Source organism: Hymenobacter sp. BRD67 (assembly GCF_013256425.1).
Classification (GTDB): Bacteria; Bacteroidota; Bacteroidia; order Cytophagales; family Hymenobacteraceae; genus Hymenobacter.
This window is the reverse complement of the sequence record NZ_CP053906.1, coordinates 51,554-67,055: the sequence shown is the minus strand read 5'-3', so window position 1 is coordinate 67,055 and position 15,502 is coordinate 51,554. Positions and strand designations below refer to the sequence as shown.

At 60.1% G+C, this 15,502-nt stretch carries 15 protein-coding genes; 4 read left to right on the top strand and 11 right to left on the bottom strand.

Annotated elements, in window-relative coordinates:
- Positions 1-6: 6 nt before the first annotated feature.
- Positions 7-1,374, top strand: a complete 1,368-nt coding sequence (locus GKZ67_RS21650) for a Y-family DNA polymerase (protein WP_173247648.1) — start codon at positions 7-9, stop codon at positions 1,372-1,374.
- Here the strand turns inward: GKZ67_RS21650 and GKZ67_RS21645 are convergent.
- Together GKZ67_RS21645 and GKZ67_RS21640 are read right to left on the bottom strand one after the other, a co-directional pair.
- Positions 1,371-1,631 (bottom strand): hypothetical protein, encoded by a 261-nt coding sequence (locus GKZ67_RS21645; protein WP_173247646.1) that lies wholly within the window; start codon positions 1,629-1,631, stop codon positions 1,371-1,373. The two genes, GKZ67_RS21650 and GKZ67_RS21645, sit on opposite strands and share 4 nt — an antisense overlap.
- A gap of 136 nt (positions 1,632-1,767) precedes the next feature.
- The gene (locus GKZ67_RS21640; protein WP_173247643.1) at positions 1,768-2,076 is read right to left on the bottom strand and encodes a hypothetical protein; all 309 of its coding nucleotides are present in this window, start codon (positions 2,074-2,076) and stop codon (positions 1,768-1,770) included.
- Positions 2,077-3,315: 1,239 nt separating this feature from the next.
- Here GKZ67_RS21640 and GKZ67_RS21635 point away from each other — a divergent pair.
- Complete coding sequence (locus GKZ67_RS21635) at positions 3,316-4,245, top strand: replication initiation protein (RefSeq protein WP_173247640.1); 930 nt, start codon at positions 3,316-3,318, stop codon at positions 4,243-4,245.
- Positions 4,246-4,301: 56 nt separating this feature from the next.
- Here GKZ67_RS21635 and GKZ67_RS21630 read toward each other — a convergent pair whose 3' ends face one another.
- From GKZ67_RS21630 to GKZ67_RS21610, 5 genes are all read right to left on the bottom strand, one after another.
- Entirely contained in the window at positions 4,302-4,499 is a 198-nt protein-coding gene (locus GKZ67_RS21630) for a hypothetical protein (RefSeq protein ID WP_173247637.1), read from the bottom strand.
- 152 nt (positions 4,500-4,651) lie between these two features.
- Positions 4,652-5,830, bottom strand: coding sequence for a Fic family protein (locus GKZ67_RS21625; RefSeq protein ID WP_173247634.1), 1,179 nt, complete (start codon positions 5,828-5,830; stop codon positions 4,652-4,654).
- A gap of 255 nt (positions 5,831-6,085) precedes the next feature.
- Complete coding sequence (locus GKZ67_RS21620; RefSeq protein ID WP_173247631.1) at positions 6,086-6,343, bottom strand: hypothetical protein; 258 nt, start codon at positions 6,341-6,343, stop codon at positions 6,086-6,088.
- A gap of 76 nt (positions 6,344-6,419) precedes the next feature.
- The gene (locus tag GKZ67_RS21615; RefSeq protein WP_254245319.1) at positions 6,420-7,064 is read right to left on the bottom strand and encodes a TraM recognition domain-containing protein; all 645 of its coding nucleotides are present in this window, start codon (positions 7,062-7,064) and stop codon (positions 6,420-6,422) included.
- Between the two features lie 40 nt (positions 7,065-7,104).
- Positions 7,105-10,068, bottom strand: coding sequence for a Tn3 family transposase (locus tag GKZ67_RS21610; protein ID WP_173247625.1), 2,964 nt, complete (start codon positions 10,066-10,068; stop codon positions 7,105-7,107).
- Positions 10,069-10,235: 167 nt separating this feature from the next.
- Between GKZ67_RS21610 and GKZ67_RS21605 the strand changes: the two genes are divergently transcribed.
- A complete protein-coding gene (locus GKZ67_RS21605) occupies positions 10,236-10,883 on the top strand; it encodes a recombinase family protein (RefSeq protein ID WP_173247623.1) in 648 nt (215 codons plus the stop codon).
- Here the strand turns inward: GKZ67_RS21605 and GKZ67_RS21600 are convergent.
- The 4 genes from GKZ67_RS21600 to GKZ67_RS21585 form a co-directional block, all read right to left on the bottom strand.
- Entirely contained in the window at positions 10,880-12,334 is a 1,455-nt protein-coding gene (locus tag GKZ67_RS21600) for a type IV secretory system conjugative DNA transfer family protein (protein WP_173247620.1), read from the bottom strand. The two genes, GKZ67_RS21605 and GKZ67_RS21600, sit on opposite strands and share 4 nt — an antisense overlap.
- Before the next feature lie 83 nt (positions 12,335-12,417).
- On the bottom strand, positions 12,418-12,801 hold the full coding sequence (locus tag GKZ67_RS21595) for a hypothetical protein (RefSeq protein ID WP_173247617.1): 384 nt from the start codon (positions 12,799-12,801) through the stop codon (positions 12,418-12,420).
- Positions 12,798-13,448, bottom strand: a complete 651-nt coding sequence (locus GKZ67_RS21590; RefSeq protein ID WP_173247614.1) for a DUF5712 family protein — start codon at positions 13,446-13,448, stop codon at positions 12,798-12,800. Before GKZ67_RS21590 ends, GKZ67_RS21595 begins: the two co-directional genes overlap by 4 nt.
- Before the next feature lie 4 nt (positions 13,449-13,452).
- Complete coding sequence (locus GKZ67_RS21585; RefSeq protein ID WP_173247612.1) at positions 13,453-13,941, bottom strand: hypothetical protein; 489 nt, start codon at positions 13,939-13,941, stop codon at positions 13,453-13,455.
- A 769-nt stretch (positions 13,942-14,710) separates the two neighbouring features.
- Here GKZ67_RS21585 and GKZ67_RS21580 point away from each other — a divergent pair.
- Positions 14,711-15,439 carry a ParA family protein gene (locus GKZ67_RS21580; protein WP_173247608.1) on the top strand — a complete coding sequence of 243 codons (729 nt, stop codon included), beginning with the start codon at positions 14,711-14,713 and terminating at the stop codon, positions 15,437-15,439.
- Positions 15,440-15,502 lie beyond the last annotated feature (63 nt).

The window sequence follows — 15,502 nt, the reverse complement described above, 5'->3', positions numbered from 1 at the left end:
CGAGGTATGTTCGGACTCGTCGACGCCAACAATTTCTACGTGAGCTGCGAGCGCGTCTTCCAGCCGCGCTACGAAAAGCGGCCCGTGGTGGTCCTGAGTAGTAACGATGGCAACGTCGTAAGCCGGAGCGCGGAAGTCAAGGCCCTCGGCGTGCCGATGGGCGCGCCTTACTTTGAAGTCAGGGAGTTGCTGCGGGCCAACTACACCGCTGTGTTTTCCAGCAACTATGCCCTCTATGGGTCCATGAGTGCGCGGGTCATGTACTGCCTGGCGCAACGGGTGCCCGCCATGGAGATTTATTCCATCGATGAGGCCTTTCTGGACCTACACGGCCTGGAGCGGCACCTGACACCCTACCTGGGCCGGCTGGATGACCTCGCCCAGACCCTGCGCACCGATGTGAAACGCCGTACGGGCATTCCCACCTGCGTCGGAGTGGCCCCGACCAAAACCCTGGCGAAGCTCGCCAACCGCTTGGCTAAGAAACGCCCGGACCTGGATGGGGTGCTATATCTCGACAGTGCCGAACGCCGGGCCTGGGCCCTGAAGCAAGTGGCGGTGGGCGACGTATGGGGAATCGGCCGGCAGTATGCCCAGAAGCTTACGGCGGCGGGCATCGACTCGGCGGCCGACCTGGCCCGCGTGTCGGATGCCTGGGCCCGGAAGTACCTGGGCGGGGTCATGGGGGCGCGGCTGGTGCAGGAGTTGCAGGGCCGGCCTTGCGCAGGACTGCATCCGTCCGAAGACGGAACGCTCAGCCGGCAAAGCCTCAGCTGCTCCCGCACGTTTGGCCGGCCGCTGTCAGCCTTCTCCGATGTGCTGGCCGCGGTGGCCGCGTTCCTGTCGCGGACGGCGGAAAAGCTGCGCGCTCAGGGCGATTCTACCCACGTGCTAACGGTATACATCAGCAAAAACCGCTTCGCGGCCGATGTGCTGCCACCATTCTCGCGCTCCGCAACGCTTACCCTGCCCGCCGGGCCTACGGCCGATACAACCGTGCTGCTGGGCTACGCCCGCGCGCTGCTCAGTCGGATTTGGGAGCCCGGCACAGCCTACCATAAGGCGGGGGTAGTACTCGACGGCTTGGAGCCGCCCGGCACTGGCCAACAGCTGGACTTATTTGCTCCTGCGACGGCTCCGCTGGTACTACCCCAAAAGCCGGCCCTGGTCACCAGGCGGCTGGGCTTGATGGCCAGCATTGACGCCCTGAATGAGCGCTTCGGCAGAGGCACGGTGCGGGTAGCTACGGCAGTTCCGGCACCTGGCCCCTTCACCCCGGCTGGCAGGGGTAATCGTCCACCCTGGGAAGGCAAGGCCCACTGGCGCTCCCCTGCTTTCACAACGCGCCTGGAAGATTTACTGTTGGTTAATTAGCAGGTGTCGGCCTGCCGCTCCCCCTCGCTCTGCCCTAAAATCTGCTTCATCATCTGTCTGTACACGCCGGGCGGATACATGGCCTCGCATTCTTCATCCGTGGCAATCAGGTCGATTTCCGGCAGATGGAGATTTAGCAGGTCGCGGTCCAGCTCTTTGGCCGTGATGTTGTGACGGGGGTCAAACGACTCCTCAGAGGCTGTGCTAATGGTGTTCATATGCTCAGGCACGGTGTAGATAAGGTCCCACCCTACCAACAGAAAGCTAGATGAAGCTCATGGCGCAAGGTGACAGTATTTCGGTTAAGGTATAGCTTCTGCTGGGTTTAGCGGTAGAGCAGCTCTCCTTTCGAGCTGCCGCTACTTTCGCTGCTTCCTGACTAATCACGCTGCTTTAAAGCTTTGGGGCCGTGAGAAAAGTCAGCTGCGTCTGAAAGGAGGCCAGTGCCTGGGCATCCGGCAACACAAACCACGTGGTCTTACCCGTGAGGGGAAAGCGCAGCAGCTGCGCGGGTATGCCCAGGCTAGCGAGTACGCGTTGCACGAGACGAGGCTCGTCACGCTTGAGCTTGCCGTTTTTCAGGTTGACGACGTTGGTGTAGGTGAGCTGGTGGGCCTCACAAAATGGCTTCAATTCCCCATTGCCCAGCATTTTCAACCGTCCCTGAGCATAAAGCAGCGTATCGGCGTAGGAAACGGTCAAACTCAGGTCTGGAAACGGTAGAGGGGGACTTCGGCTTGGTGGCCTACTTCTTCAGTCATGTGTGGTGTATCTTCTTCCTGACCAGGCCATGCTGGGCTCAGGAATAATTGGTAAATTCAGTCAGGATGGTAACAGAATGGTGCATTTGGCGCAAAGGAAACAAGTCAAAGCTCTTCCACATACTCCCCAATGGCCGGTGGGGGTACGTAGCAGCTACTGTCAGCCCGGGTGCGATTGCTGGCGGTCCGCTGCGTTCACGGAAACCGGGACAATGCCTCAGTGGACTTTTGGGTAGTATTCCATAACCTGCTGCCGGGTGGTGCTACCCCGCATTTCAGCTTATAAAAGCTATTAGTTCACGTTCCTGCTCAGCTGGACAGTAAGCTGGCAGACCCGCTAAAAAATAGGTTTTATAAGCTCTGGAGGTGTGCTGAGGGCTGCTATCGTGCGCTGGGGCTCTTTCCCGAACCGTGTGGTGTGCTGCTGAAGAAGCTGCCGATAGCCGGTTACGAGACTTATAAAATCTATTAATGAGTCATCTGGGAGCTTTCAGCGCAGTTTATAAGTTACCTTTGAGGGTTCCAGCGTCGTCCTAGATAGTAGAAAAAGGCAAAAAAATCTTAAAAAAGTGCAATCACGTTTTGTGCTTGTTTAGACTCCTTTTTTTGTTGTTTTCGGTCGGGTTTCGTCCTGAACCACCACTTTAAAAGCTTTTGTACTCTAGCTTCAACAAACTTGTGAGTATTTTAAGTATTTAAGGTATTTGCAGGGCTCATAACTCTTTGTACTACAGTTGCTTAAGGGGCTTTAGTAATAGGTTTTATAAGCTGACTAATAGGTTTTATAAGCTGACTAATAGGTTTTATAAGCTGACTAATAGCTTTTATAAGCCAGACTAATAGCTTTTATAAGCTAACTAATAGAGCCGATTCGCAGGCCTATCAGTAGCCTTCTAATCCGCGAACTAATAGCTTTTATAAGTCAGCTTGGGCTAGCGGCTATTGCGACTCCTCAGCAACACGGCGCGAACTAATAGCTTTTATAAGGCTAATTAATAGCTTTCATAAGCCTCGCCGAAAGCTCGCGCCCGGCTAACTAATAGGTTTCATAAGTCTAACTAATAGCTTTTATAAGCCGGCCCGGCTACCGACCTTGCCCTTACTCATAGATTCGGGATTTGACTCTATTAGTTTCCGAATTAAGCCGTATGTTTGCTTTGCATCACCACCGTAGCTGCGTATGGCCGCGCCCGAATCCACCGTCCCGCTAGAAATCCGGCAGCACAACGCGCTGACGACGGCCCGCTACGAGATGAGTGCCTGCGAGATGGACATTGTCTTCTCGCTGCTCTCCAAACTTACCAAGCAGGACAAGTCCGGCACCATCTACGAAATCCGGGTGCAGGAACTGATGGAGCTGACGGGCCGCACCTGGAACTACAAGCAGTTGCTCGAATCTACCGAGAACCTCAACAGCCGCGTCTACCACATTGAAACTGGTAAGACCCTGCTGCAGGTGAGTCTACTGGCCTCGGCGCTATACCGCAAGGGCGAGGGTACCATCGAGCTGGAGATATCCGAGCGCATGCGCCCTTTCCTGATTGACCTGAAAAGCAACTTTACCTCCTACCGCCTGCAGGCGGCCTTCAGCCTGTCGAGCAAGTACGCCAAGCGCATCTACCAGCTGGCCTCGCAGTGGAAGGACATCGGGGAAACCAAAACCTATACGTTGGATGAGTTCAAGGGCATGCTCAAGCTTAAGGACCCCAAGGGTCAGGAGCCCGAGCAGTATGCCCAGATTTCGGCGTTGCAGAAGTATGTGCTCGACGTAGCCACGAACCAGATAAACGAGCACACCGACCTGCGCATCAAGTATGAGCTGCTTAAGAAAGGCCGCTCCTACCAAAGCATCAAGTTCTACGTCAACACCCAGGTCCCGCAGCAGCTGCCCATCCCCTTCGAGCTGGAGGTCGATGATGCCAAGGGGCAGTTGGCCCGCAAGCACCTGGAGACACTGGGCATTGCCGAACCCAAGCTGGTACAGGACATTCTGCATTCGCCCAAGCACGTGGATGCGCTGTTTGCCTTCATCTACAAGCTAAAGACCGATAAAATCAAGGCCACTAAAAACCCGGGCGGGCTCTTCCTGAAAATGCAGGGGCTGCGCTGATTGAGTAATTCTTCAGCAGACTGCCTTTAAGTTGGTATTTAACCGCCGTATATCCCCTACTCCGCCGTTTCCAGCAGCATCCAGCTGCGCCGCGTGCCACAGGCCGTGCATTCCATCAGGAATTCTGTGGCGTGCGCATACCGCTCCAGTACCTCTACGTGCGCGTGCAGCGTTTCCTGCTGGCAACTAGCACAGGGTAACAGCTCAGTTGCCTCCAGCTGCTCTTGCAGAAACTCCATCTCCTCGTCTTTCATGGGCGGTAAGGTAGCAGTTGCTCTTAGCTTATGCCTTACCCAACTTGCTATCCTGTTCCGCCAATGCTGCTTTGGCTTGCGCTAAGTTCAGCAGATACTGCTGGGCTAATGCAGGGTTTTGGGCATAGTCAATAAGCCGCAGGTGCTGGCATTTATCGTTCTGGGCCTTCCACATGCTGGTTGGATGATTTGGTTGCTGGTCCTTGGCTGCGCTGTGCTTCCTGCAGGCTGCGGCCGGCACTTCGCACGCTAGCCGCAGTCTCAACCAGCGCCGGTATCTTCTCGGCCCGGGTCAAGGCCTCAGAAACAGCGTGCAGGTTGGCCCCGCCCAGATAGCTGCTCTTTTCAACCGCTTTGACCGCTCGCAACAAGGAATCTGCAGGGCCCGGATAGCCCTGCACTTCCAACCCCTCAACCAGTTGCTTAGCGGCCTGCACAAATGATGTGGTTGACGAAGGCCCAGCTAGCTTCGCGGGCACCGATGGGGCCTCCACGGCAAGCTTGTGGGCGGGAGGCTGCAATGCCGCCAGCGCGGCCCCGAAACGCGCGGCCTCCTGCTGCGAATCCGGGTCCTGAAAGCGCTTATCCTGCACTACCTCTTCTAGCAGCTGCCTTAGCCCGGTGCCATGCTGGGCCACTTCCTGCCTGGGGTTGCGGTCGATATCCAGCACCTGGGTAAGCAAGGCATCGGCGCGCTGGTTACGCCGGTAGTCCAGGCCGGCCACCAGTTGCTGCATAGCGGGCGCCGCCGCCACCAGTTCACGCAGCTGCTCTATCTGCCGCACGGCGGGGGTGGGTCCATCGGACAGCGAGCACGCCTGGTTGGGGTGCCGGGCGGCCTCCGCGTCGGGGCCGGGCAGCGGGGTGGTATTGCGGGTCAGCAACTCGCGCAAGGCCGCTAGGTCGCGGTCTTTGTGCTGAATTCCGTGCAATGCCACGATGCCCTGGTCGCGGGCCGGGTTCAGCTGCGGGTGCTCTTTGCTAAAATCAATCTGGTAGCCGGCCTGGTAAGCCAGCTCGCTGAATGTGGCCTGCAGGGTACGCCCGTTGCCCTCGCGGAAGGCGTGCACGTGATTATAATGGTCGAAATAGTACGCGGCCCGCTCGGCAAAAGCTTCAACAGTAGGTAACCCTTTCAGATTGTTTTCCTGCCTTAGCTGCTCTCCCAGCGCATTCAGCCGCTCGTCGGTGCGCTCGTAGGGCGCGAAGTGCATGGGGCGCTCGATGCCTGACAGGTCGGCCGCTTTGACTCCCTGAAAATTGCCTTCGCGGCGGGTTTGGCCAGCCCACTCAAACGCATCCTGAAACAGGTGCTGGTGGGTGGCCCGCAATCGGGTCGCGTCATACGTGTCACCCTACGGGCCGCGGCCGGCAGCCACCTCAGTGAGCCGGCGCAGGGAAAGGCGCTTAGCCTCTTGGTCCAGTTCATCAGCATCAGTAATGCCCAGCTTGTTATAAAAAACGCCGGTTTCGGGGTCAGTGAAGCGGTCAGTCCTGGGTACAATCTGGCTGACCGGTCAAGGGCAGCGCCGGAGAAACACCGCCCGTTGGGTAAGGCCGGGCAGCGGGATTCTCACTTTAGAGAACTATTTGGCTGCTGCCGGAGCAGCGGTATGGCTGGCGAGCAGTTGGGCGCGGTACTCGTCGTGGCGGGCACCCACGTAATTCAGGTCCACCAAGCCTTCCACATATTGCTCATGCAACTGCTGCTGCCAGGCCGGCACCTCATACGGTCCCTGGCTGCGGGTGATGCCCAACGACTGGTTGATGATGAATTGCCGCTGCTCGCGGGTTTGCTCACGAGGGCCAAACTGAGGGGTCGGATAAGCGGGCGTTTCCATCATGCAAACTACGTAAAAGAGAGAAATTACGGGTATTCAGTAAACACCGAAAAGGCTCCTAAGGTGCCTCAAACAGTTCTTAAAGCATGGGTTCATTATCTGGCATCTGGCCCGGTTTGAGGGTGTTGGCATATTGTCCCACGATGCCGGCCACGTCTTCCCGGATGAGCTCAAAGTTGGCCTGAATAATCGCCTGCACCGCGCTAACCGGGCCAGCTGCCGGGCCACTGCCCGCCTGACGGGCAGCCCGGCGCTGACTCAGCCAATCCTGGTTCAGCCCCTCCCCTACCGGCGCATCGGCCAGTACCGGCGCCCGCCCGCCCTCGAACGTGGCCAGCGGGTGCAGCGGGTAATTCCCGGGCGCGGCCTGGCGCTCCACCTTGCCCTGAAAAAAGGGCTGCTCTGTCTCCACCGTTTGGCCGATGAACTCCCCGGTTTCGAGAGTAATGGTGTCCTGCAGACGCACCAGGTTGCGCTCCTGCCAGCTCACGCTCTGGTTGGTGCTGCTGCCCGCGCCCCGGATGCCCCCGCTCTGGCTGCGACCCAGGCTGGCGGATACCATCTCGCGGTCCTCTTTGCCCACCAGCTCCGAAACGAACTTGGCCGTTTCGAGCGAGTTGACTTTGCCAAAAAACTGGTTGTTGAGGTTGCTCACCATCACCTGCATCTTCTCCCGACCGTAGGCGTCAATCATTTGACTCAAATCCTGCGTCATGTAAATCATGGCCACCTTGTTGGGGTTGCGTTAGTAACTGGACAAAGAATTACGGTAAGGGCCTCAGCGGCCGCAGGCCATTGACCAGCACGTCGGCGGGCAGTTGGAAGGAATAGCGGCCCAGGCGGTTCAAGTGGGCAAAACGCGCTGGCGAGAGCTGGGCCAGATGCTCCGGGAGCGCTGGCAGCCCCGCTGCTTGCTGACGTTGTAGGGCCAGCTGGGCGTAGACCGTGTTCCAGACGACGACCACGTTGGTGACTACGTTGAGGCAGCGCACGACTTCCTGCTGGGCCTCTTCCTGTTTTTGGCGCAGCACCCCGTCGCCCCCAAACCAGAGCCAGCTGCGTAGCGCGTGCAGCTGCTCGCCTTTGTTGAGTTGGGCGTGGATGCGCCGGCGCAGGGCCTGCGAGTGCAGGTAGCGCAGGATGAAGGCCGTTTTGACCAGCCGCCCGTATTCCTGCAGCAGGTGGGTGAGGTGGTGCTGGCGGGGATAGGCCTGTAACTTGCTGATGAGCAGCGAGGCGCTCACCCAGCCCGTTTTCAGCGAGCCCGCCACGCGCAAGAGCTCGTCCCAGTGCTGGCGCACGTACGCGGGATTGAAATGAGCGGTAAAGTTGAGCGAAGGGTAGCTCAACTCGCGGCCCTTGATGCGGCAGAGGCGCTGGTTGGCCAGGTCGCGCAGGCGGGGCGAGAATTGCAGGCCCAGCAAATCGAAGAGGGCAAACACGATGTCGGTGTAGCCGTGCGTGTCGGTGGTGTGCTCGAGCAGGGGTAGTTCCGTCTCGTTACCCAGCACTTCGTCGAGCACATAAGTGGCATCACGCGTGGTGGAGGAGATGGCCCGGCTGCCGAACTGGGCGTACTGGTCGGCCGTGTGGGTGTAAAAGGTCAGGCCCTGCCCGTAGCCAAAGTAGCGGGGGAGGGCGCGGGCGTTACGAATCTTGCCGCTGACGGGGAAGCGCTGGCCGTCAGAGGAGGAGAGCGTGCCCCCGCCCCAGTGCCGGGCCAGCCACTGGTGGTGCTGGTGGTTGACCAGACGGGTGGTGGCGCGTTTGAGCGTGTCCTCGCGCAAGTAGTTGGCCGCCACCCAGCACAGGGACTGGTAGTCGAGGCCCGTGCTCTGGGCCATCTCGCGCAGGGAGATGTGGCAGGCATTGGCCAGCAGGGCCGCGTAGAGCAGGGCCTGGTGCTCCGGGGCGCGGGGCGTGGTTTGGTCAAGGCCGGTTAACTCGGCCGAGAAGCCCGTCCACTGGTCGACTTCCACCAGCACTTCTGTTAGCTCCGCCCGTGGCAGCGAAGCGGTCAGTAGCGCCCGCAGCTGCTCAACTTCGGGGCTGAGTTCCTCCGCCCGCAGCGGGGTCACAACCAGTTCACCCTCCTCGTCAAGGCGGATGTCCTGGCCCTGAGCAAGTAAGCTTTCCAGCAGGGGCAGCTGTGCTTCAACTTCCTGCAAGCGCTCGTCCAGGCGATGGGCGCTCCCGAGCTGCGTCAGCAAGTCCGGCCGCTGGCGGGCCCATTCGGTGGGGGAGAGTAAATAGGTGTCGAGCGACGCGTATTTGCGGGACGCATTGATGACCACGTCGCCGGCCCGCAGCCGCTCGCGCAGCGTGGCCAACACGCACAAGCCGTAGCGCACCCGCTGGGCGCGACCGTCTTGGTCGAAGACAAACGCCCGCCAGCTGGTGGGGATAAAGCCCGTCGCGGCCGTCTCGGGCAGCTTACGGCGCTGGCCCGTGTGCAGCTCGTTGATGAGGGTAAGCGCTTGGGCGAAGTCGTCGCCCGCAAACGCCTGCTCAAACGCTACCTGCTGTAAGAGGCTGCCCAGCAGCATATTCAGGCGGGCGGCCACGGGCAGCAGATAGTCCAGGTATGAGTGACGGGCCGGGCGGGCGAAGTCCGCCACGGCGGTGAGCGCGGCTTGCAGCTGCTCGCGCGGCACCTGGGCGTAAATCTGTTCCCGCAACGCCTCGTTCGGCACGTGCTCCTCGTCCATCACCAGGCCGACGGCCTGCCCGAGCGTGCGCAGGGCCTGGTCTTTGGCCCGGGCGTGCGCCAGCTGGTCATCCTGCAGCGCCCGGCGGGCGCGGGCCACGGCGTGCTCCCAGTGTTCGTCCACCATTTTGAGCACCACATCTGTCAAGTCGCGGTAGGCCTCGCGGCACGCGGCCACCAGCAGCGGATGGCGCTTGGCCGGCGCGAAGCGCTGGAGCACTTGGTTGGTTTTGTTGCGGGCGGTGTGGGCCAGCCGCTTCTGGCGGTTGGGGTGCAGGTCGTCCGCTTGCCAACCTGGCACGCCGAGCTGGTCGAGGTACGCCAGCTTACCCAGCGTCTGCTGAATGCTGGTCGCCGAGCTGCTGGTCGGGGGTTGGTGCAACCAGGTATGCCGGCACAGACCCAGCGCGGGGTCGACCACCAGCAGCGCATCGAGTTGGGTCACGACTTCGGGGGTAAGCAGCACGAGGAGCCGACGGTAGGTCTCGGCCTGGGCCCGTTCGGCCAGGGCCCCGACCAGCCGCTCCAGCTCCACGATGCCGGGCCGCAGGATGCCGTGCTGGCGCAGGTGGCCCAAGGCCAGGGTGAGCAGCAGGCGCTCGTTGTCGTGCTCCAGGGCTCGTTCGACCAGCCACGCTTCGAGCCACGGCGCGTCCAGCACGGGCTGCCAGCGGCGTACCTGCAAATGGCCCAGCAATACGCGCAGGTGCTCGGTCAGAGTTGCTTCGCGCTCGCCGTAGACCTGGAACAGCGCCGGGTCGAGCGCCAGTTGCCGGGCCACGAACTGCACCAGGCTATCGGGCACCTGCCGGTACCACTCTGGCGGCAGGTACCCCAGCAGCCGCAGTACGCCCAGCTGCACGGCGAAGCCGAGGCGGTTACTGCCCCGGCGCTGCTGCGCGACCAGTTGCTGGTCGGTGGGGGTGAGCCAGCAGCTGGCCTGCAGGTCTTCCTCGCGCAGGTCGGCGGGCAGGGTTTGGTAGCGCTGGCGCTCCAGAGCGGTGAGAAAGTCGGCGGGCATGGGCAGGAGGGAGTGGTAAACAAACGCCCCTTTTCCGGTACCACCCCGACGCCTGAAAAAGCAGGTGCCTAATCCAGTAAATGGCGGTACCCGAAACTGGTTTCCGCAATCAAGATACCGTAAATTCGCATTTCGCCTCTTTCCGGTACCAGTTATCCCTTTTCACCATGAAGAAACTCGGCTACGCCCGCGTCAGCACCCAGGAGCAGGTGCTCGACCTGCAACTCGACGCCCTGCGCCAGGCCGGCTGCGACGATGTATACACCGATACCGTCTCCGGCATACAGGCCCACAAACCGAACTGGGAAAAACTGCTGGCCTACGCCCGCACCGGCGACACCGTCGTTATCTGGCGGCTCGACCGGCTGGGCCGCTCCACCAAGCACCTGATTGAGGTGGTCGAGGACCTGAGTCGCCGCGGGCTGCACCTGATTTCCTTGCAGGACCCCATCGATACGACCTCGCCGGGTGGCCAGCTCGTGTTCCAGATTTTCTGCGCCCTGGCTGAGCACGAGCGCAATGTGCTGGTGCAGCGCACCCGCGCCGGGCTCCAGGCGGCGCGCGCCCGGGGCCGCCAGGGCGGCCGGCCCCGGGCCTGGCCCCGCGCTACCAGAAAGTGGCCCCCGCCGTCAAGGAACTCTACGAGGCCGGCCAGCAGTCCACCCGCCAACTCATGGACTACTTCCAGATTGGCTCCCGCCGCACCCTCTACAAAATCCTGCGCTTCGCCGGCTGCCAGATTAACGAGAAAGCCATGGTGCCTACTGCAAAAGCAGTCGACAAGGCCTTACCGTAATTCTTTGTCCAGTTACTAACGCAACCCCTTGTTGCTGCGCGCCGTGGCCGGAATCACCTCCAGGTTGGGCACGTAGATGGTGGCGGCTTCGTCGAGAAACACGTAGCTCGGGTGCTTGTGCTGCTGGTTCATCAGCTTCAGCGCCACGGCCACAATGCAGCTGATAACCGGTGAGAACGTTTCCTTCAGCGTAGGGTCGTTGCCGACCACCAGCACCTTGGGCGCCTTCTTGTCATTCAGCTCCAGGCTGAACCCCTCCCCTCTTGCCTCGTCGGGCGTGAGCACCCAGGCGATTTCGGGGGAGTTGATGCGCGTGAGCACTATCTGCAGGGAAGCAATGACGCCCGCCACCTGCTTCTCCGCCCGCTGCTTTACCGCCGTGGTAATCGAGCGCACCATGTCGCCGCACTCGGGGTCCGAGTCCAGCATGCTCAGCACGTGGGTAAAGTCCGGGTGCAGGGCCGTGTTGACCACATGGGGCAGGGTGCAGAACGTGGGGAAGTTCTTCTTGTAAAACCAGATGATGGCCGTCAGAAAAGCGTTGGCGCTGGTATCGAAGAAGTCCATTTTTTTAATGCTCTCCGGGTTCAGGTTGGCCATGATGGCGCGGGCGTACTCGTTGGCGTAGGCCACCACCGGCATCTTGTCGGCTTGTAGCGGATTCACCCTCTCGCTGCGCTCCAGGTCTTTAAAGTTGATGATGTGCAGCTGCACCTGAGCTCGCTCCTGCTCGGCCGCCGCGGCTTTGGCATCGGCCAGCACGAACGCCTTCTGCGCGGCCTCGGCCAGCACCGGAAACTTAAAGTCGTAGATGAGGCCGGCAAATCCCTTCTCCGTGAACTGCTCAATCAGCGGCTCCCCGATGGAATACGACTTACCCGCCCCCGCGCCGCCCAGCACCAGCGTACCGCGAAACGGATTGGGAATGTTAATCCAGCCGCCGTCCGTCGTTGCCAGACTGAACCCGTGCTCGGACTCCTGCTGCCGACGCTCGGTGCGCAGCCCAAACCGCTCGGTCTTGTGCAGAGCCCGTGCGATACCCGCCACCAGCCCGGCACCTAGGGCCAGCAGCGCCGCGGTGGGATAAAGCCAGCCTACCACGCCGGGCGAAAACGTGCGCATGGCCAGCAGCAGCGCCCCACTTACCAAGCCGATTGCCGCAGCTCCGAGTTGAATGCGCCGCAACAGTAGCTGGGTGGGCTGCCAGCGCCGCTGACCAGGCCGCGCGGGCGGTGCTTTGAGCAGCAAGGCCAGCAGGCACCCGGCTACTAAGATGCCTGCGCGAATGAGCAAGCCAAATCGCTGGTAAAACGTGGCCATGCCCGAAAGCAGGCGTGCGATAATAGAAGCGCCCAGCCCGGCGCCCGGCGCAGCCGGCGCTACTGCCCCTGCCAGGAATGTAGGGTGAGAAAGCAGGTAATACTCACCGCCGGCCAGCAATACCAGTAGGAAGCCCAGGGCAATATACAAACCGGTCAGGCGGTGACTACCAGGCTGCCGGGGGCACTCATCATGCTCATACAAGGAAGATTTAAGCGTACACGTTTGGGGAATTACAGTTCGGCCTCCCGTTGGGAGGGCCCACGTCGGGGCTGCTCCCCAATGCCTTGGGTGGCCACCCACTCCGGCCCATTCGTGGCTCGGAGGGTCTGCTGTAGGCTGTGCAAGGCCTGGCGCACCCGGTGGCCGGTATTCGGACGGGCCGGCTCCTCACGGCCCGTGGCCAGCAGATGATAGGCGTTGTCAAGGGGCTGCCCTTGGCGCGCCCGGCCTTCCAGCCGCCGCAGCCGGTCATAGAAAATGGGGTCGTAGCCCCGCCCCTGCACAATGCGCTGCACCCGCTCCGCTTCCAGCCGCTGGCCGGGCGCAGCCTGCCGGTTCAGCTGTTCCACTCGCTCCGCTATCCGTGCGTTGCGCTTCGGGTTAGGCGCGCTCATGCCGGGGCAGCTTTCCGGTCGGGCGTGAGTCCCTGGTACTGAAACTGCCGCTCAAAAATTACCCGGGCCTCTTCCTGCCAGTCCCGCAGACTAAACCGGCTGACGCGCCCGCCGGGGTTGAGCGTGACGCGCTGGGCCCGGTCCCGGGCCGATACCACCACGTGAATGTGGGCCTGCAAACCAGGGCGCGCCTGACCGGGCCGGACCTCCCCTTCCCTCACCGCGGCGTCCGTGCCGCGGTGCGTGCGCTCCTGGTGAATGATGGCACCCCATACCAGGTCTTCTTTCCCTACCGCCCCACCGTCTTTGAGGCGGAAGCCCACCGCGTAGGAGGCCATAACTTCCCGGGCAAAGGCGCGCAGTTTCGCTTCATCCCCGCCCCCAATGTGCGCCAGCTCTTCCGGGCTCGGGCTAAGCACCAGCGAGTAGAATTTGGCCTCATTGGCCCGCAGCCCTTTCACATTGTTGTCTAGCGCTGCCAGCACCGAACCCCGGTCCAGTGCGTCCTGCTGTCCATCAAAAAACAGAGCTTCGCGGCCGTTTTTTCGGGCCTCGTGCGTGAGGTAATTCAAGGCCTGCGCGGCGCTCCCCTGATTATTATAGGCGTTTTTACCGTTGGCTTTAGGGTTAATAAGCTTGGTGTGCATCGCTTCAGTTCCCGCTTTTGCGTGGCTTACTTAGTGCCTTTATATCCAGAGCCGCCAGCCCGGCTGCTACCGCTTCCGCAATGCGTGCTCGATTTTTCTGTTGAATTCGTTGCAGCGCCTCCCCTCCTTCCGGGGCTAATAAATTCTCCACTACCCGTAGCGCTTGCTCCTGCACCGCCTGCTGGCGCAGCTGGGAGCGCACCATTTCCAGGAGCAGTCCCCGCTCCTGCTCCTGTAGGTAGGAGAACACCCGGTCGCCCAGCCTCTTGATTTCCGCCATGATGAGCTGACCTTCCCGCGCCCGGGCCTCCACCGGGTTCAGGCCTCGCTCGGCGAAGTAGCGAATGGCCGCGTCGGCGTACTCCGTCCGGGTAAGACCCAGCCGGGCCGACTCTACCCCTACCTGCCGGTGCGCCGGTCCGCTGACGGTGACGTGCTTCACGGCCGGGTTACTTCTTACCGATGGCCGCAATGGTGAGTTCTGGTCCTGCATACCGTGGTTTTAACTACTTACAACTGTCTGTCAAGCATTTAGAGCTACACTTTATCACTTATCAACTCTGTTGATAAATAACTATCATTTAATCAGCGCGTTAGCTCAATTAAATGATAGTCTTCTTGCTAACTACCCTGCTACCTGGCTAACTACCCTGCTACCTAGCTAACTACCCTGCTACCTGGCTAACTACCCTGCTACCTGGCTAACTACCCTGCTACCTAAACTAGTGATCGTTTGAAGGGCAAGCTGTGCTTACCCTGCTTGGACGAGACACTTGATTGTCATTGGTAGGGCCGGCAGTGCTTCCGCTACCGGATGAGGTAAGCTGCTACACTTGTTAAATCCCATAACTGTTGCTGGTCATGAATGCTTGGCGGCATCCGTGGGAAGCAGTTGGCTAGCTTTATGGAAGATGATTAAATGTTTTTTATTTCTTAGGAAATAAGGAAAACAATTAAGACATGACTTGCATCCAGGCTGCTTTACGTTCCGTAGTGCGCTTTGTTTCTTAAGATTTCAGGAAATAAGTTTCTTAAGAGCTTTTGATTAATGTTTACTAAGAAATTTGTTAACTACATTTCTTGAAAAATTAGTAATAAGGAATTTCGTAAATTAAGAAGTTTATTTATTTGTTAGATAGAAATTTTATTTTTTAGGAAATAAAAAAACAAGTTTACAAGTAATTTTGAAAACCGAGAAATAAGCTGCTTTATTTGCAAACTGCTTACGCCCGCCGCGGCTTTACCCGTTAGTTCCCTGCTTTATGAAAATCATCTGCGTTGCCAACCAGAAGGGCGGCATTGGAAAGAGTACCCTCATCACCGTGCTGGCCGGGGCGCTCTCGGCCGACTATGGCTACCGCGTGCTCGTCGTCGATGCCGACTCCCAGCAAACCCTTGCTGGGGTGCGCCTCACCAACGACCAGCCCAGCGTGGAGCAGGAGCGCCTTGCTGGCACCCTGGCCGAGCCCGCTTTTCCTTATGCGCTCGAATCCGTGGGCATGGGTCAAGTGTACGACCGCTTGGACGAAGTGAGCGACGACTACGACGTGGTATTCATCGACGTGCCGGGCCGCTCCGATGACACGGCCATGATTGACGTGCTCAGCGGCGCCAACGTGGTGCTCGTGCCCGTGGGCGCCTCCGATGCCGAACGCCTGGCCACGATTTCCTTTATGCAGCTGCTGCAGGAGATTGCCCGGCTCTCGCGGGAGCAGGGGCTGGACTTCCAGTTCTTCGGCGTGCATTCGCACCGCACCAACCTCAAAGAAGAAAAGGACATGGACGAATTCACCGACGCCCTGGGCTTGCCGCGCCTGCAGGCCTCTCTGCGCCAGCTTGGCTGCTACAAGCGCCTGTCGACGCGCTACAGCTACCTCAACCCGGCCTACCGCCGGGCGGTGGGGGCTGATGCCGCCGTGGAAGCCGAAGTACGCGCCCTGTGCGACGAACTCATTGCCCGTGCCCAACTCACCTCTGAACTCGTCGCGTAATGGCCAAGATTCAACGCCTGAAAATCTCCACGGACGAGAAGATGTCCATGCTGCGCGGACAGC

Coding starts and splice junctions, on each gene's coding strand:
- GKZ67_RS21630 (WP_173247637.1), bottom strand. CDS start 4,499: ATGAAAGACGAGGAGATGGAGTTTCTGCAAGAGCAGCTGGAGGCAACT.
- GKZ67_RS21605 (WP_173247623.1), top strand. CDS start 10,236: ATGAAGAAACTCGGCTACGCCCGCGTCAGCACCCAGGAGCAGGTGCTC.
- GKZ67_RS21580 (WP_173247608.1), top strand. CDS start 14,711: ATGAAAATCATCTGCGTTGCCAACCAGAAGGGCGGCATTGGAAAGAGT.
- GKZ67_RS21615 (WP_254245319.1), bottom strand. CDS start 7,064: ATGATTTACATGACGCAGGATTTGAGTCAAATGATTGACGCCTACGGT.
- GKZ67_RS21650 (WP_173247648.1), top strand. CDS start 7: ATGTTCGGACTCGTCGACGCCAACAATTTCTACGTGAGCTGCGAGCGC.
- GKZ67_RS21620 (WP_173247631.1), bottom strand. CDS start 6,343: ATGATGGAAACGCCCGCTTATCCGACCCCTCAGTTTGGCCCTCGTGAG.
- GKZ67_RS21590 (WP_173247614.1), bottom strand. CDS start 13,448: ATGCACACCAAGCTTATTAACCCTAAAGCCAACGGTAAAAACGCCTAT.
- GKZ67_RS21595 (WP_173247617.1), bottom strand. CDS start 12,801: ATGAGCGCGCCTAACCCGAAGCGCAACGCACGGATAGCGGAGCGAGTG.
- GKZ67_RS21635 (WP_173247640.1), top strand. CDS start 3,316: ATGGCCGCGCCCGAATCCACCGTCCCGCTAGAAATCCGGCAGCACAAC.
- GKZ67_RS21610 (WP_173247625.1), bottom strand. CDS start 10,068: ATGCCCGCCGACTTTCTCACCGCTCTGGAGCGCCAGCGCTACCAAACC.
- GKZ67_RS21585 (WP_173247612.1), bottom strand. CDS start 13,941: ATGCAGGACCAGAACTCACCATTGCGGCCATCGGTAAGAAGTAACCCG.